Source organism: Streptomyces sp. 11x1 (assembly GCF_032598905.1).
GTDB lineage: Bacteria > Actinomycetota > Actinomycetes > Streptomycetales > Streptomycetaceae > Streptomyces.
Genome location: NZ_CP122458.1, coordinates 9,860,655 through 9,876,496, shown reverse-complemented (window position 1 = coordinate 9,876,496; position 15,842 = coordinate 9,860,655). Strand labels below are relative to the sequence as shown.

Sequence of the window (15,842 nt, the reverse complement as noted above, 5' to 3'; positions counted from 1 at the left end):
GAACCGCACTCGACGCGCCCGATTTACCCGCCTTTCATGACTCTGCCCGGTTGCGCGAAGGGCCACGACGACACGGCAGGGGAGGTACGGTTCGGGGTGGGAGGAGCGTCATGACCAACTGCGACGTGCACCAGCATCTGTGGCCCCCCTCGCTGGTGGCGGCCCTCAGGTCACGCCGCGAGCCGCCGTTCCTGGACGGCTGGACCCTCTACCTCGACGGTGAGCCGCCCTACGAGCTGCCGTCCGCCGACCACGACATCGCCCGCCGCGCCGCACTCGCCGACAGCGACGGCCTGGGCCGGGCCCTCGTCTCGCTCTCCTCCCCCATCGGTGCCGAGTGGCTGCCGGCGGCCGAAGCACGCCCCCTGCTCGACGCCTACCACGAGGGATCCGCCGCGCTCCCCGAACCGTTCGGCGCGTGGGCCGCGGCCTGCGTACGGGACGTCGACGCCCAGGCCACCGCAGAGGTCCTGGACCAGGGCTTCGTCGGCCTCCAGCTCCCGGCGAACGCCCTGGCCGACGCGGTCGGTTACGCCCGCTGCGCCCCACTCCTCGACCTCCTCCAAGAGCGTGACCTGCCCCTGTTCGTCCACCCCGGTCCCGCACCCGGCGGCGCCGAGGGGCCCGGCTGGTGGCCCGCGATGGTCCCCTACGTCCAGCAGATGCACTCCGCGTGGTTCGCCTTCCGCGCCTTCGGCCGCCCCCGCCACCCCCGGCTGCGGGTCTGCTTCGCCCTGCTGGCCGGACTCGCCCCGCTCCACGGGGAGCGCTTCGCCGCGCGCGGCGACGGCAGTGACGCCGAAGTGGACCCGGGCGTCTTCGTGGAGACGTCCTCCTACGGGCCAACCGCCGTCGAAGCCGTGGTCCGCGCCCTGGGCGTCGACGCCGTCGTCCAGGGCTCCGACCGCCCCTACGCAGAGCCCCCGCAACAGCCCGGCTTCGGCCTGGGCGGGCCGACCGCGTACGCCTTCCGCATCACCAATCCCCGCCGCCTGCTCACGGGCACGGTCGACTGAGACCGGCGCGGGTGCCCCCTCCAGCGCGTGCCCTGCCGTCGCCGGGCCGGTCGGCGCGGCCCGGCGGGCGCGCGGAGCGGCGGTCAGCGGCCGGGGCGGATCAGGCCCGTGAGGTAGCGCCACAGCGAGGAGCGCTGGCGGGCGGACGCGTCCGGCGTCACCGTCTCCGCCGCACTCGGGTCCCCCTCCCCCGTCGGTTCCGCCGCCGCGCCGTCCGCCGGTCGCTCGGCCGTCGGCGCGAGTTCGTACCGTACGGGCAGCGAGCGCAGGCCCCGCATGAAGGGCGAGGAACGCCACGGCAGTTGGTCGACGGGGAGGGCGAGGTCCAGGTTGGCGAACCGCTCGAACAGGCGGCCCACGCCGACCGCCGCGACCGTCGAGGCCAGCTCGCGCGCCGGGCACTGGCGCGGGCCGGCGCCCCAGGACAGGTGCGCCCGGGTGCTGACCGTGGTGCTGGGGGCCACATGGTCGGCGAAGAGCGGGTCCGCGTGCGCGGCGGCGGAGGAGACCCAGACCGGGTCGCCCGCGCGGATCGTGTAGTTGCCGAGCTTGGTGTCCTCGGCGGCGAACCTCGGCACGAAGTTCACCAGCGGCGGCTTGCGCATGACGACCCGGTTCATGGCCTCCCGGACCATGCCGGCGGAGAGGCTGGCCCGCACGCTGTCCTCGCCGGAGAGCACCTCGACGACCGTGTTGGAGACGAGGATGCCGACGTGGTCGGAGGTCATGCCGAGCAGCATGAAGAGTTCGCGGGCCAGTTCGTCGAGCGAGAGGTCGGGGTGGGCGGCCAGCAGATAGGAGGGGAAGTCCTCCCCCGGCGTCCTCAGCTTCAGCTCGGCCAGTTCCGCCAGCGCGCCGAGCAGCCGGTCCAGGGCGGGCCCCGCGTCGGGACCCGCGTCCAGCACCCGCCACATGTCCATCAGGGCGTCGTCGCCCTGGGAGCCGGGGAAGCCCAGCAGATGGCTGGCCACCATCAGCGGCAGGGGCCGGGAGAACTGGGCGGACAGGTCCGCCAGCCCCGTGCCGCCCGCCTGGCCCATCAGGGTGATCAGCTCGTCGGCGTAGACGGTGACGGCCGTCTTCAGCCGCTTGGCCTGGGGGTTGCGCGGGTCCTGGAAGGGCTTGAGCGCCTGGTCCCACGCGGTCCGCAGAGTGCGGTAGCCGGGGCCGCCCTGGATGAGGACGTGGTTGACCTCCAGGGAGGGGCCGAGCGGCCAGTCGGCCGGGACGCGGCCCTCGGTCCTGGCCCGCCAGTTCTCCAGGCCCTTGGGCCAGCCGGCGTCGTCCTGGAGCACCTGCAGCGCCTCGCGGTAGCCCAGCACCAGCCAGGCGGGGACGCCCAGCAGATCCACCGGCGCCACCGCGCCGTGCCGCTGCCTCAGCCGCTCGTACACCAACGACGGACGCGTCTCGTAGTCCCGGGTCAGCAGCGGTTCGGAAGACATCTCCTCCAACCCCGCGCCGTCCAGCTCCACGGACACGCCCTCACCCGACTGGGTTTCCCTCACCATGCCGCCCCTCCGACACTCCCCGTACCGGACCACCTTCAGTCGGTAGCCGGGACCGTGGGGACCCTACCCCAGGGTCACTTCCGGGGGAACGGCGGGCGGCACCACTCACAGCTCCGGTCTCGTGACGCACACCCGTCGATGTGGCGCCTTTGCCGCCGTCCGTCACCTCGCGGAGCGGGCCACCTTGATGAACTCCCTGATCAGAGCGGGGTCCTTGACGCCTCGGCGCTGCTCCACGCCGCTGGAGACGTCGACGCCCCACGGGTCGGTGGCGGCGACGGCGTCGCGCACGTTCTCCGGGGTGAGGCCGCCGGCGAGGAGCCATTTGTCCCCGGAGGCCGCCAGCGGCGTGCTCGCCCAGTCCCAGGCGATGCCCGAGCCCGGGACGGGGGCGTCGAGCAGGAGCATGTCCTCCCCGAACTCGCCGCAGCTCGGTACGGCGTCGCCGAACGCGGCGGCGCGGATCAGTGTCCGGTCGTCGGCCGCCAGCTCGTCGTAGTAGGCGCGGTCGTCGGGACCGTGCAGCTGGATCGCCCGGATCCCGGACTCGGCGGCCAGGGAGCGCACGTCGTCCAGGGGCTCCTGCCGGAAGACGCCCACCGTCAGGACGTGCTCCGGCACGCGGTGGCCCAGCCGTGCGGCCGTCGCGGCGTCGACACGACGCGGGCTGGCCGAGAAGACGAAGCCGATGGCGTCGGCGCCGGCCTCGACGGCGGTGTCGACGTCCTGCTCGGTCCGCAGACCGCAGATCTTGATGAAGAGGGGGTCACTGTTGCTCACGGCCCCAGCCTGCCGTATCGCGGACGGCACCGGGAACGGCGGCCGCGGGGTCGGGCGGGTCCATGGGTCAGCGCCACGCTCCCGACTGGCGCCGGGCGACGGCCGCGCTGAGCGCGCGCACCCCCCGGGTCGAGCCCGGGTCCATGCCAGTGAGCTCCCGCACCCGGCGCAGGCGGTAGTCGAGGGTGCGGGTGTGGACGTTGAGGGCCGTCGCCGTGGCGCCGCGGTGCATGTCGTTGCGGTAGTACATGTCGAGTGTGACCAGCAGGTCCGGGCCGGCGGCCAGCCGGTCGGACAGTGCGCGCAGCCAGGCGTCGACGAACGGCACGTCCGCGACGGCGAGTTCGACGAAGAGGTCCGCCAGGGTGTGCGGCCGCAGACGCGCGGAGGCCCGCCGCAGCGGGGCGGTGTCACTGATCCGCCGGGCCCTGTCGAGCGCGTCGGACAGCTCGGGCAGCGGCGCGTCGGCGGTGCCGACGGCACAGGGGCGGCCGAGCACCTGGGCCACGTCCCGTACGAGGTCCGCGACATGCTCCGGGGCGAGCTCGGGCAGGAGGTCGACAACAGTGTGCGGTGGCACATTCTCCGCCCGCGCGGCGTCGGAATTCACGGGGACGAGCGCGATGAGCTCACCGCTCCCGTCGCCGCTCCGCGCACCCCATACGATCGGGGCCCGGTGGCTCTTCACCAGTGTTTCGATCTCGTTTTCCAGGACGCGGTCGACCTGGGGAGGATCAGGCAGCCGGAACACCGTCACCGCATACCGGTCCGGCAGTTCCATGTCGACTGCCTCGGCGAGTTCCGCAGCTATGGGATCCCCGTTCAGCAATGACCGGGCCAGCAGGGCGATCTGTTCGACGTACGGCATTCGGCGGCGCAGTACACGGACGAATCCCTGCCGGTAGGCGCCGATGCCGCGCTCGCCCTGCGGGGCGAACCAGGTCATGATCCGCATGAGTTCGTCCACGCCGGCGGCGCGCTGGGCCTCGGTCGCCTCGTTGATCTCGCGCAGCATGAGCGCGGTGTGCACCCGCAACACCTGCTGCCGTGCGTCGAGCGACATGCCCGCACCGGCCCGCAGCTCTCCCATGGACGCGATGTATTCGAGATCGCTGTCGCTCAACTCCGCGTTGTGCGGAGACAGTTCGACGGTTCGGTGCCGGAGCCAGACCGCTTGGTCCAGCGTCTGCGCCCGCGCCCGGGGGTCCTTGCCCAGAAACCCGAACTCCGCGATCTCGCGCGTGTACGTCTCTACCTCCCGGCGGGCGTTGGTCGGCGCCTGACGGGCCAGTTCGGCGAAGAGGCTCCCCATGGACGCGAGCATGTCATTCCGGACGAACGCGCCGACAGTCGAGATCCGGACGGCGTTCATCACTCCGCATAAAACGGCGGCAAGGGGGCCGACCGGGTTTTGTCACCGTGCGCAAAATTCCCGGATCGGGTCGTTCCCGTCACCGCTTCCGCTTGTGTAGGAGTCGTAAAGCGTCCTTAATGAGAGCCGCGTACCCACCCGTGGGGGAAGAACGCCGCAAGCATTCCGGCTCCACTCCGGAACGTTTCCGGCTATCAGTACGGGCAGGAGTACGGAAATTCCTCGACCGAGCACCGGACACGGGCGCACGCCCAAACGGGAGGGAAACTCCGATGAAAGCAGGCACGCGAAAGAGAATCATGGCGGCGATGGCGGTCATGGTCACGTCGACCGCGCTCATGCTCGGGGCACCGGGCACCGGTTCCGCCGCCCCCGCCGCCGCCCCCAGCCTGCGCGCCTACGGGATCACCGGTGACGGCACCCTGATGGCCGCGTTCTGGACCGACCGGGCGGACGTGCTCAACTGGGTCAGGGCCGTCACCGGCCTCAGCGGCGACACGGCGCTGATCGGCATCGACTTCCGGGTGCAGAACGGCACGTTGTACGGCGTGGGCAACAAGGGCGGCATCTACACGATCAAGATCCCGACGGGCACCCAGGACGTCGTGGTCACCAAGGTGTCCCAGCTCCAGTACGCGCTGAACGGCTCGAACTTCGGCGTCGACTTCAACCCGGCGGCCGACCGGCTGCGCGTGATCAGCGACAAGGGCCAGAACCTGCGGCACAACCTCAATGACCACACGACCATCCAGGACCTGAACCTCACCACCCCGCCGATCGAGGGCACGACCAAGGGTGTCTCGGCCGCCGCCTACACCAACAACGACCTCGACGGGACCACGGCGACCACCCTGTTCGACATCAACACGACCAGCGACCAGGTCGTCATCCAGGCCCCGGCCAACAACGGCACGCTGTCCCCGACCGGCAACCTCGGCCTCGACGCCCAGATCAACGCCGGCGCGGACATCTACAGCACGCTGAGCGGCGGCAAGACGGTGGACAACACGGCCTTCGCCAGCCTCACCGCCTACGGCGCGAGCACGCCCTCCCTCTACACCCTCAACCTCTTCACGGGGCAGGCCACACTCGTGAACGACGCCGCCAAGTCCAAGTTCCCCCTGAACATCACGGACGTGGCCGTCTCCCTCACCGGCACCTGATCCCCCGTCACACCCTCGTCACGTCCTCGCCGCGGCCCGGCCACCACCGGACCGCGGCGAGTCCGCGCTTCGCCCCGCCCGTGTCACCGCGGCCGTGTCATCGCCGCCGTGTCACCGGAGCTTCTCCAGATCGAGATCCGACCCCACCACCAGCGTCACCACTCCCGCCGCCGCCTCCGCGGACCGTGCGGCCTTGACGTCGGGCAGCCGTGAGGCGAGCACCCGCGCCTGCTGGGCGAGTTCGGCCGGATGGGCGACCGTGGTGGTGTCGGTGTCCTCGGGCGCGTTGCCCGTGCCGACGACCGTGAAGCCCGCCTCGCGCAGCTTCTCGGCGACCGCGGCGGCCCGACCGGAGACACCGGTGCCGTTGAGGACCTGGACGCGCACGTCGGAGGCGTAGATCAGATCGTTCTTGGCCTGCGCCTGGAGCTTCTTCTTGTCGACCTCCTTGTCGCCTGCCAGGGAGGTGAACAGGTCAGCGGCCTGCGGGTACTGCCAGACGATGTTGGCCTTGTCGGCGGGGACGTCGGCCTCACGGGGGTAGTTGGGGACGGTCAGGAAGGTCAGCCGGTCGCTCGGGATGCCCTTGAGCTGGGAGGCGAGGTCGTAGAGCGGGTCGATACCGTCGAGATCCTCGTCCGTGGTCAGCGACTTGGTGGCGGACTGCAGGAAGTCGTAGAGCGAAGTGGGGCTGGTCAGGCGGGACTTGGCCTTGGCCGCCAGGGTCTCCATGAACTCCTGCTGCCGGCCGATGCGCCCGATGTCGGAGCCGTCGCCGACGGCGTAGCGGGTGCGCACATAGCCGAGGGCCGTCTCCCCGTCGACCGTCTGGCAGCCGGCCTCCATGTCGAGGAGGGCGTTGTCGTCCTTGATGGCCTGCTCGGGGCAGACCTCTATGCCGTCCAGGGCGTCGACCATCCCCTTGAAGCCCTGGAAGTCGACGGACATGAAGTTGTCGATGCGCAGACCGGTGTTGGCCTCGACCGTCCTGATCGAGCAGGCGGCCGCGCCGGCGACCTCACCGCTGGAGCCGCCGATCGCGAACGCCTCGTTGATCTTCGCCAGGTGCCGGCCCGACGTACTGCCGTCGCCCTTCTCGCACGCCGCTATCTCGACCCACGAGTCACGCGGGAACGACACCACGGTGGCCCACTCCCGGTTCGCGGGGAGGTGCAGCACCATGAGCGTGTCGGACTGCATGGTGGTCAGGTCCTTGCCGTACTTCGCGTTGGCCCCGTCGCGGCTGTCCGAGCCGACCACCATGATGTTCTTCGAACCCGGGCTCAGATTGACCGGGCGGTCGCCGCCGAGCTTGCCGTCGACGTCGGCGCCCGTGATGTTGTTGTCGAGGTCCTTGTAGACCCAGGCCCCGACGCCGCCGACACCGAGGACGAGCAGGGCCGCGCCGCCGGCGAGCCAGCTCACCGTCCGGCCCCGCCGCGTCAGCCGCGTCCTCCCGCCTCCGGCACCCGCGCGCCGCCTACCCGTACCACTCACCGGCCCTCCCCCACCTCGGCCGCACCCGGCCGGTCGACTGCCCCCAGCACATCCGGCGGTCGTGATCACCGAACCCGCAGGACTCTACATGCAGGTAGATATACGGATCGGCGTCTCACACGACTCACCACGCCCCGCGCCCCCGGACGTCACAGAGGCGTCGCAGCGTACAGAGAGACGACCGTCGGCACGCCCGAGTTGCCCGAGGACCTGAACGGACCGACGGCAACCAGTGCCGCACGGCTGCGAGTTGGGAACACCTGTGGGCGAACGCCGCCCGCCGGGCGGCGCCTTGGGGGCGGCATCCGCCCCCTCCCCCGTGACGCCACTGTGGCGGCGCGGCACTGCTCGGCCGCGCCGCTCGCAGGAGCTGTCTCCACCGAGGGACCGCTCGCTCAGTGGAGCGCGGACCCGGAATCGTCCCACCTCGTCACGCACAGGGCCCAGATGATGAAGGCCGAGAAGGCGATCATCACGATGGACCAGACGGGGTAGTACGGCAGGGACAGGAAGTTGGCGATGATGATCAGCCCCGCGATGGCGACGCCGGCGACCCGGGCCCACAGGGATTCCTGGAAGAGGCCCAGACTGACCAGCACGGCCACGGCGCCGAGGGCGAGGTGGACCCAGCCCCAGCCGGTCAGATCGAACTGGAAGACGTAGTCGGGCGTGGAGACGAAGACCTCGTCCTCGGCGATGGCCATGACGCCCCGCAGGATGTCGAGAACGCCCGCGATCATGAGTATGACGGCGGCGAAGACCGTCAGCCCCTCGGCGAAGGGCCGTGACCGCTTGGCCGAGTGCATGTGTCCGGTGTGTGTGGTCATACCGTTGCCTCGATTCGGTGTCGTCGTGCGGTGAGTGTCGGATCGGCCCTCAGCGCCCGGCGGCGGTCGGGCCGACGCCCGTGCCCGCCGAGGCTCCGTGGCCGCTCAGGACCAGTTCCTTCGCGCGGCGGAACTCGTCGTCCGTGATGTCGCCGCGCGAACGGATCTCGGACAGCCTGGCGAGCTCGTCGACGCTGCTGGACCGTCCGTCGCTGCCTTTGGCCGTCTGCCTGATGTAGTCGTCGAAGGCCGCCTGCTGCGCACGCGCCTGCGACACCTCGCGGAGGCCCATGTTCTTGCCCCGGGCGATCACATAGACGAACACGCCCAGGAACGGCAGCAGGATCGTGAAGACCAGCCAGCCCGCCTTGGCCCAGCCGCTCATGTCGTCGTCGCGGAAGATGTCGACGACGACCCGGAAGAGCAGCACGAACCACATGATCCACAGGAACAGCAGGAGCATGGACCAGAAGACGCTCAGCAGCGGGTAGTCGTACGCGAGGTACGTCGGACCACTCATGTCTCTCCTCCGTCCCGGGCGTTCGCCCGGCAGGTGTCCTGCCGTCCTCGGCGCGCCCGTGGCACCACGGTCGGCGCCGATCCCAGCGTGCCCACGCCCGGGGCCGCCCGGCCTCACCCCGGGCGGGTGAGACCGGCCTCCTTCGGGGCGGGGTCCGCCGCGGCGGCGACCATCGACACCAGCGCCAGTACGGCCACGACCAGGACGGCGACCAGGACGACCGCGCCGACCGTGGGGCGGTTCCAGAGCAGCAGGGCCAGCGCGCCCGCCCCGAGGACCACACCGGTGGTCCAGCGGGGGTGGGCCGCCAGGCCTCGCCCGGCGCGCCCGGTGCTCAGTCCCGCGCTCCGCAGCGACCGCCCGGCCGCCGTGGTTCCGCGCCGGGACAGGGCCCGCACCCTGCGTGCGAGCCGCCCGGGACCGTACAGATAGGCGGCGAGGGCCGTGGCCAGGAAGAGGACGAGCAAGGTGCGCGTACTGTCGCGCAGGAAGCGCAGGAAGGTGTCGAAGATGGCCGCGGCCGCGTCGGGCGGCAGGGTCGCCGCAGGTACTGCGTCCAGGTAGACACGGCGGACGACGGCCAGCGCGACGAGCAGCACCCCCATCATCAGGCTGAGGCCGAGGGACGTGATCAGCAGCATCACCCGGTGGCCCGGGGCGGTCCACACCGCCAGGGCGGCGAGGGCGATCGTGATCACGGGCAGCCAGGTGCCGAGGATGTTCAGCAGCCGCATGGCGTCCTGCGCCTTGCCCAGCTCGTCGGTGTGGAACAGGGTGATCGTACGGTCGCTGTCGGGGATGGCGGCGGCCTTGTCGAAGCCCGCGTCCACGAGACGCTCCCGCACCTGGTCGACGACGGCGCCCACGTCGAGCTGGATCGTGTCGCCGGTGGCGCGCAGCGCGCCCTCCCGCTCGCCGGTGAGCATGTGCACCACGGCCGCGTGCGCCCGCCGGTTCGAGCCCTCCCAGACCTGCTGGAAGAGCTCGCTGGTGATCACGCGGGTGACGTTGCGGTCCACGACGGTCCTGACCACGGAGCGCAGCGGGCCGTCGAGAGCCTCGGCGCCGGCCACGACCTGCGGCGGCGCGCCGTTCTCGGCGAGCACCTTGGTGAGAGCGTCCGTCACCGCTTTCACGTCCACGTTCTTGACGACCTCGTCGGTGAGCCGCTCGATCACGACGTTCTGGATCGCCGGGTCGGACGCCAGCGGAGCGACCGTCTCGACGTACCGGTCGGTGTCGGCGACGGTGTCCTCCACCCAGGCCGCGACGACGGCGAGCGGAGCGAGCAGCAGGGTCACCACGAGCAGAACAGCGGCCCCTGCCTTGCGCAGCCGCCGATGCCGCACACCGGCGTGCCGCCGCAGCCGCTCGTACTCGGCCCGCTCCTCGGCACTGATCACATGCCCACCGCCCCCGGCGCCCCCGGCCGCCGAGCCGGCCCCACCGGCCGCCTGGCCCCCCTCGCCCGTGCCGGTCCCACCGCCCGAGCCGCTCCTACCGCGCGAGCCGGTCCCATCGCCCCCGGCGCCCGCGCCCATCACGCGACCCGCCGCGGCCCCCTCGCCCGGTTCGGGCTCGCCGCCTGATCCGGTCGCTCTGCCAGGCTCGGTCCCGCCCGGGCCGGCCCCGCCGGGGGTGGGTACGTCATCAGGCCCGACCGACGACACCGGCCCGGGTTCGCCGGCCCGACCGGGCTGTCCGCCCCGCTCGGTCCCCCCACCCCTGGCGGCGGCCCCGCCACCCGAGCCGGTGTCGTCGGTCGGGCCACTGTCGCCGCGCGGGTCGCTGTCGCCGCTCGGGCCGGCGTCGTCGGCCGGGCCGGTGTGGCCGCTCGGGCCGGTACGGTCGGCCGGACCGGTGCTGTCGGCCGGGGGGTCTGAGTTCGGTGGTACGGGGTCGTTGCCCGGGAACATGGCTCCTCCTCGGGGTGTGCGGGAGGCTCAGACGGCGCCCGTGGTCGGATGGGCGTGGGAGCCCGTGAGGCCCGCCCGGCGGAGGGCGGCCCGCCAGGCGAGGGCGACCGTCGCCTCGGCCAGGCCGAGCAGGACGAGCCACAGGCCGAGCAGCCGGGTCAGTGCCGTGGCCGACTCGGTCGGCAGGGCCAGCACCACGATCCCCGCGACGATGCCGAGCACCGCCACGCCGAGGACGAAGCCCCGGTGGGGCAGGCTCTTGGCGGCGAGGGCGGTGTAGAGCGTGAGGATGCCGGTCGCCAGCCAGACGATCCCCACGATCAGCGAGAGCGCGGTGATGGTCTGCAGCGGGTTCCGCAGGCACAGGACACCGGCCAGGACGTACAGCAGCGCGAGGAGGAGCCCCGGCAGCCGCTCGCCCGCCTCTTCCCGGGCGAAGACGTCGACGAACCGGAACGCCCCGATCGCGAGCAGGTACAGCCCGAGCAGAACCGCGATGACGTGCAGGGTCCCGTCCGGCCAGACCAGGAGGATGACGCCCGGCACGAGCGTGGCCAGCGCCGAGCCGAGGATCCATTTCCAGGACCGGCCGACCCTCCCCAGCGCCTCCGCCGGATCACCCAGCACCGCGGAGGCGTCCCCGCCCGGTATGGGGCCCGCCTCCCCCGGACCGGGCGCTTCGCCCGCGCCACCGGGCACACCGCCCCCCGCTCCGGGACCGGCCCCGGCCCCACCAGGCCTGTAGTCGTCCGCCCCGGTACGCGGTGCCGGGCCAGGGGACTCGGTCATGGCTCCTCCTCGCGTCCTCGCGTCGCGTCCTCGCGGCCGAGCGGGCCGCTTCCGCACCGTCGGCGCACGGCGGTGCGGTGACCTCACCGGGCCAGCGTCCCGCCCCCGCCCCGCCGGTCGGATCACCCCCCGCGGGTGATCCCCGGGCACCGCACGGCCGAGGAGGGTGGACGGAACGCCGGGCCGGCGGTTCAGGAGGTGTGTGTCATGACCAGCGCGAGCGCATCCAGGACGTCACTGACCGTGGCCGAGAGGGCCGCGCACGGCCGGGAGGCACGCAAACGCGCCTCCCGGTCCTGCCACGGCTGGTTCGAGTCGGACGCGGACGCCGACCGGACCGACCCCATCGAGGTGATCGAGCGTCAGTCGGCCACCCGGGTACCGGAGTTGGTGCCCATCCGCTACGGCCGCATGCTCGAATCCCCGTTCCGCTTCTACCGGGGCGCGGCGGCCGTCATGGCATCGGACCTCGGCCCCCTCCCCAACACCGGCCTGACCGTGCAGCTCTGCGGTGACGCCCATCTGCTCAACTTCCGGTTGCTGGCCTCGCCCGAACGCCACCTCGTCTTCGACATCAACGACTTCGACGAGACCCTGCCCGGCCCGTTCGAATGGGACGTGAAACGGCTGGCTGCCAGCTTCGTGATCGCGGGCCGGGCCAACGGCTTCTCCACCGAGGATCAGGACCAGGCGGTACGGACGTGCGTGAAGACGTACCGGCGCCGCATGCGCGAGTTCGCCGGCATGCCCACCCTGGACATCTGGTACGCCCAGGACGACGCCGACCGGCTGCGGGAACTGCTGGCCTCGTCTATGGACGAGAAGAGCCGACGCCGTACGGCCGAGGCGACCGCGAAGGCCCGTACGCGCACCCACCTCCAGGCCTTCGAGAAGCTGACCCGGGTCACCGCCGAGGGCCGGCTGATCGCCCCCGACCCCCCGCTGATCACCCCGCTCCGGGACCTGCTCGCGGACTCCGCCGTGGAGGGCCAGGAGAAGGAGCTGGGGAAGGTGCTGGACCTGTACGCACGGACCCTGTCGTCCGAGCGCCGGCATCTGCTGCGCCGCTACCACCTGGTCGACATGGCCCGGAAGGTGGTGGGTGTCGGCAGCGTCGGCACGCGTTGCTGGATCGTGCTGCTGCTCGGCCGCGACGACACCGACCCGCTGCTGCTCCAGGCCAAGGAGGCACAGGAGTCCGTGCTCTCCGCCCAGCTCGGCGGCGACAACTTCGACAACCAGGGCCGCCGGGTGGTGTCGGGGCAGCGGCTGATGCAGACGACCAGCGACATCTTCCTCGGCTGGACCCATGTCCTCGGCCTCGACGGACGCGAACGGGACTTCTACGTACGGCAGTTGCGTGACTGGAAGGGCATCGCGCGCCCGGAGACATGGGACCCGGGACTGCTGCGGCTCTTCGCCCGGGTGTGCGGCGCCAGCCTGGCGCGGGCCCATGCCCGCTCCGGCGACCCCGTCGCCATCGCCGCCTACCTGGGCGGCAGCGACCGCTTCGACCGGGCGCTCGCCGAGTTCGCGCAGTCCTACGCCGACCGCAACGACCGGGACTTCGAGGCGCTGGGCGTGGCCGCGCACACGGGCCGGGTCCGCGCGGAAAGCCTCTGACGTACCAGCGGCCCTCCGGGGTTCACTCCGGCAGCTGACGCATCTCCAGGACGCGCAGCCCCAGGGACTGGCAACGGGCCAGCAGCCCGTACAGATGCGCCTCGTCCACGACGTGCCCGAACAGGACGGTGTGGCCGGACATCACCACATGGTCCAGTTCGGGGAAGGCACCGGTCAGCGCCTTCGACAGCTTTCCGTCGACGCGGATCTCGTAGCGCATGAGCGGTGTACCCCCATTCGTCGTCTCTTCGATCGTCGGTCCTGCGGCACCGGCCCGGCCTCACCCCGGGGAGGTGAGTCAATGGGTCGGGGAGTCAGTGGGTCAGGTAGAGCTTGAACGCGATGATCAGGAGGCCGAGCAGCAGGTTCACCGACGCCGTGACGGCGACCAGGCCCCACGGGGCGCGGACGCGGCGGGCCGCCGCCACCGACCAGCCCACCTGTCCGGCCACGGCCACCGCGAGCGCCAGCCAGAGGGCGCCCGGCACATCGAGGCCGAGGAGCGGACTGACCGCGACGGCGGCGGCCGGCGGGACCGCTGCCTTGACGATCGGCCACTCGTCGCGGCACACCTCCAGCACGACCCGGCGGTCCGGATGCCGTTGCGCGAGCCGCGCTCCGAACAGTTGGGCGTGCACATGCGCGATCCAGAACGCCAGGCCGGTGAGCAGCAGCAGAAGGACGATTTCGAGGCGGGGGTACTCCCCCAGGGTCCCGGCGCCGATGATCACGGAGGAGGCGAGCATCGATCCGTAGACGCCGCCGGTGTAGTCGGCCCGGGCCCGTCGCTCCGCGTGGCGCTCGTCCCGGGACGCGGCTCGCCCTGTCGCGGACATCGTCCCCACCTCCTCTCGACGTCGGCCGAGTCAGTGTTCCGAGCGGCGCGGGGCGGCCGGGTCGCCCCGGGTGCCGGTGCCACGCGGCTGGGACCGGTCCGGCACCGGTGGCGTCTCCCGGTCCGTTCCCGGAGGTACCGGACGGCCGGTTCCAGGTGCTGCCGGACGGTCCGACCGTCCGCCCGGCAGTCCTGGGGTGACCAGGAACGCGGCGAGGGTGATGCCTCCGGTGGCGAGGATCGCCGCCTTCAGGCCGTCCAGCTGGGCCGAGGCATAGGAGTCGGCCAGGGCGTCGACCTCGGCCGGCGGCAGCCCGGCGCGCTCGGCCGCCGTACGCACCTGGTCGGTGGGGACGAAGCTGATCCCGGCCTCGAGCGCGACACCCGTCTGCTGCCTGGCCTCCTGCGACAGCGCCGGGTCATCCTCGACCTGTGAGGTGACGGCATGGGCCAGGGCGCCGATGAGCAGCGATCCGATGAGCGCGGTGCCGAGGGCGGAGCCCAGGTTCTGGGCCGTGAACTGCAGACCGCCGACCTCGCTGCGTTCCTCCTCGCCCGCGCTGGACTGCACCACGTTGCCCAGCTGTGAGGCGAGCAGCCCCATGCCGATGCCGAGCAGTGCCATGGCGAGCGCGAACTGGGTGTCGTCGATGACGGGGTCGATGGTGGACAGCAGCCACACGATGGCCCCGACCAGGGTCGCCAGCGCCAGCCGTACCACCCGGCGCGGTCCGGCCCGCCGGCCCAGCCGGGAGGCCACCAGGGAGGCGGCGAGCATGGCGACGGACACGGGGAGCAGCCGGAGTCCGGTCTGGAAGGCGTCGAAGCCCTGCACGACCTGGAGGTAGAGCGGGATGGTGAAGAACAGCCCGAGCAGGATCAGGTTCTGGCTGAGCAGGGCCAGCAGACCCGAGCGCAGCGGGGGCCGGTGCAGGAGGGGCAGGTGGACCAGGGGTTCGCTGCCACGGGCCGTGCGTCGGCGCTCCCAGCGCGCGAAGGCGGCCAGGACCAGCACCCCCGCACCGACGACGAAGAGGGTCGGGGCGAAGCCCATGACGGTGAACGGCGGGTTGCGGGGCTGCACCCAGCCCCAGGTGCTGCTCTGCAGCACACCGAGCACGCCGAGACCGAGGCCCGCCGCCGACAGCGCGGCGCCGACCCCGTCCATCGAGGGCCGGAGCCCGGTCCGGGGTGCTTCGGTGATCGCCCGGCGGAAGCACAGGACGGCCAGGACGACCACGACCTCGCCGGCGAAGACCAGTCTCCAGGTGAGGTACGTCGTCACCCAGCCGCCGAGCAGCGGGCCGACGGCGATACCGGCCCCGGCCAGCCCGCCGATGACGCCGTAGGCGACGGCACGGTCCCGGCCCCGGTAGGACTCGGCGACGAGGGCGGCCATGGCCGGCAGCACCATCGCGGCGCCGAGGCCCTCGATGACCGACCAGCCGAGGGCGAGGACCCACAGGGTGGGCGCGACGGCGGTCAGGGCCGAGCCGGTGCCGTAGACCACGAGCCCGAGGAAGAAGAGCCGACGGCGGCCGAAGATGTCGCCCAGTCTCCCTCCGATGATCATGAAGGCAGCCATGACCAGGGCGTACAGCGTGATGACGGCTTGGATGGCGGTGACCTCGGTGTCGAAGTCCTCGACCAGTTGACTGATCGAGACGTTCATGACGGACGTGTCCAGCACCATCAGGAACTGCGCCGTCCCGAGGACGATCAGAGCCCGCCACTGCTTCACGGTGTCCTCCTCGCCGATCAGACAGGGAACGCCACCGCCGCCACCCGGACGACGGCCGTTCCACCGTCTCCATCGCAGCTCAGAATCCGTGTCGGCACCTCACCCTCCACGGGCGAGGCAGCCGTCACACGGCCGACGACCACGATCCACCGGAGCTGCGGGTAGGTCCTGCCAACGGAGCCCGCGCGCCCGGCGCAACGCCGCAAAGAACGACCGCGATCAGGCCCGGGGAGAACCTGGGGAGTTTCGACC

General features: G+C 72.0%; 14 protein-coding genes. 3 read left to right on the top strand and 11 right to left on the bottom strand.

Features of this window, described 5'->3' with window-relative positions:
• The first annotated feature begins 110 nt into the window (after nucleotides 1-110).
• Nucleotides 111-1,016, top strand: coding sequence for an amidohydrolase family protein (locus P8T65_RS43455; protein WP_316730940.1), 906 nt, complete (start codon nucleotides 111-113; stop codon nucleotides 1,014-1,016).
• An 83-nt stretch (nucleotides 1,017-1,099) separates the two neighbouring features.
• Here the strand turns inward: P8T65_RS43455 and P8T65_RS43450 are convergent, their stop codons facing one another.
• The 3 genes from P8T65_RS43450 to P8T65_RS43440 all read right to left on the bottom strand — a co-directional run bounded on the left by P8T65_RS43450 (nucleotide 1,100) and on the right by P8T65_RS43440 (nucleotide 4,619).
• Entirely contained in the window at nucleotides 1,100-2,527 is a 1,428-nt protein-coding gene (locus tag P8T65_RS43450) for a cytochrome P450 (RefSeq protein ID WP_316730939.1), read from the bottom strand.
• A gap of 162 nt (nucleotides 2,528-2,689) precedes the next feature.
• Nucleotides 2,690-3,307, bottom strand: a complete 618-nt coding sequence (locus P8T65_RS43445) for a phosphoribosylanthranilate isomerase (RefSeq protein WP_316730938.1) — start codon at nucleotides 3,305-3,307, stop codon at nucleotides 2,690-2,692.
• Nucleotides 3,308-3,374: 67 nt separating this feature from the next.
• Nucleotides 3,375-4,619, bottom strand: a complete 1,245-nt coding sequence (locus P8T65_RS43440; RefSeq protein WP_316730937.1) for a helix-turn-helix domain-containing protein — start codon at nucleotides 4,617-4,619, stop codon at nucleotides 3,375-3,377.
• A 359-nt stretch (nucleotides 4,620-4,978) separates the two neighbouring features.
• Here P8T65_RS43440 and P8T65_RS43435 point away from each other — a divergent pair, with 359 nt between their 5' ends.
• A complete protein-coding gene (locus tag P8T65_RS43435) occupies nucleotides 4,979-5,842 on the top strand; it encodes a DUF4394 domain-containing protein (protein ID WP_316731913.1) in 864 nt (287 codons plus the stop codon).
• A 111-nt stretch (nucleotides 5,843-5,953) separates the two neighbouring features.
• Here the strand turns inward: P8T65_RS43435 and P8T65_RS43430 are convergent, their stop codons facing one another.
• The 5 genes from P8T65_RS43430 to P8T65_RS43410 all read right to left on the bottom strand — a co-directional run bounded on the left by P8T65_RS43430 (nucleotide 5,954) and on the right by P8T65_RS43410 (nucleotide 11,391).
• Nucleotides 5,954-7,267 (bottom strand): LCP family protein, encoded by a 1,314-nt coding sequence (locus tag P8T65_RS43430; protein WP_316730936.1) that lies wholly within the window; start codon nucleotides 7,265-7,267, stop codon nucleotides 5,954-5,956.
• Between the two features lie 467 nt (nucleotides 7,268-7,734).
• On the bottom strand, nucleotides 7,735-8,166 hold the full coding sequence (locus tag P8T65_RS43425; RefSeq protein ID WP_316730935.1) for a hypothetical protein: 432 nt from the start codon (nucleotides 8,164-8,166) through the stop codon (nucleotides 7,735-7,737).
• Between the two features lie 49 nt (nucleotides 8,167-8,215).
• The gene (locus P8T65_RS43420; protein ID WP_316730934.1) at nucleotides 8,216-8,686 is read right to left on the bottom strand and encodes an SHOCT domain-containing protein; all 471 of its coding nucleotides are present in this window, start codon (nucleotides 8,684-8,686) and stop codon (nucleotides 8,216-8,218) included.
• A gap of 113 nt (nucleotides 8,687-8,799) precedes the next feature.
• Nucleotides 8,800-10,089 carry a hypothetical protein gene (locus P8T65_RS43415; protein WP_316731912.1) on the bottom strand — a complete coding sequence of 430 codons (1,290 nt, stop codon included), beginning with the start codon at nucleotides 10,087-10,089 and terminating at the stop codon, nucleotides 8,800-8,802.
• A gap of 540 nt (nucleotides 10,090-10,629) precedes the next feature.
• Nucleotides 10,630-11,391 carry a DUF308 domain-containing protein gene (locus tag P8T65_RS43410; RefSeq protein ID WP_316730933.1) on the bottom strand — a complete coding sequence of 254 codons (762 nt, stop codon included), beginning with the start codon at nucleotides 11,389-11,391 and terminating at the stop codon, nucleotides 10,630-10,632.
• Between the two features lie 207 nt (nucleotides 11,392-11,598).
• Here P8T65_RS43410 and P8T65_RS43405 point away from each other — a divergent pair, with 207 nt between their 5' ends.
• On the top strand, nucleotides 11,599-13,014 hold the full coding sequence (locus P8T65_RS43405) for a DUF2252 domain-containing protein (protein ID WP_316730932.1): 1,416 nt from the start codon (nucleotides 11,599-11,601) through the stop codon (nucleotides 13,012-13,014).
• A gap of 22 nt (nucleotides 13,015-13,036) precedes the next feature.
• Here the strand turns inward: P8T65_RS43405 and P8T65_RS43400 are convergent, their stop codons facing one another.
• From P8T65_RS43400 to P8T65_RS43390, 3 genes are all read right to left on the bottom strand, one after another.
• A complete protein-coding gene (locus tag P8T65_RS43400; RefSeq protein WP_045560456.1) occupies nucleotides 13,037-13,234 on the bottom strand; it encodes a hypothetical protein in 198 nt (65 codons plus the stop codon).
• A gap of 94 nt (nucleotides 13,235-13,328) precedes the next feature.
• Complete coding sequence (locus P8T65_RS43395) at nucleotides 13,329-13,850, bottom strand: hypothetical protein (RefSeq protein ID WP_316730931.1); 522 nt, start codon at nucleotides 13,848-13,850, stop codon at nucleotides 13,329-13,331.
• Nucleotides 13,851-13,880: 30 nt separating this feature from the next.
• Nucleotides 13,881-15,590, bottom strand: coding sequence for an MFS transporter (locus tag P8T65_RS43390; protein ID WP_316730930.1), 1,710 nt, complete (start codon nucleotides 15,588-15,590; stop codon nucleotides 13,881-13,883).
• Nucleotides 15,591-15,842: the final 252 nt, after the last annotated feature.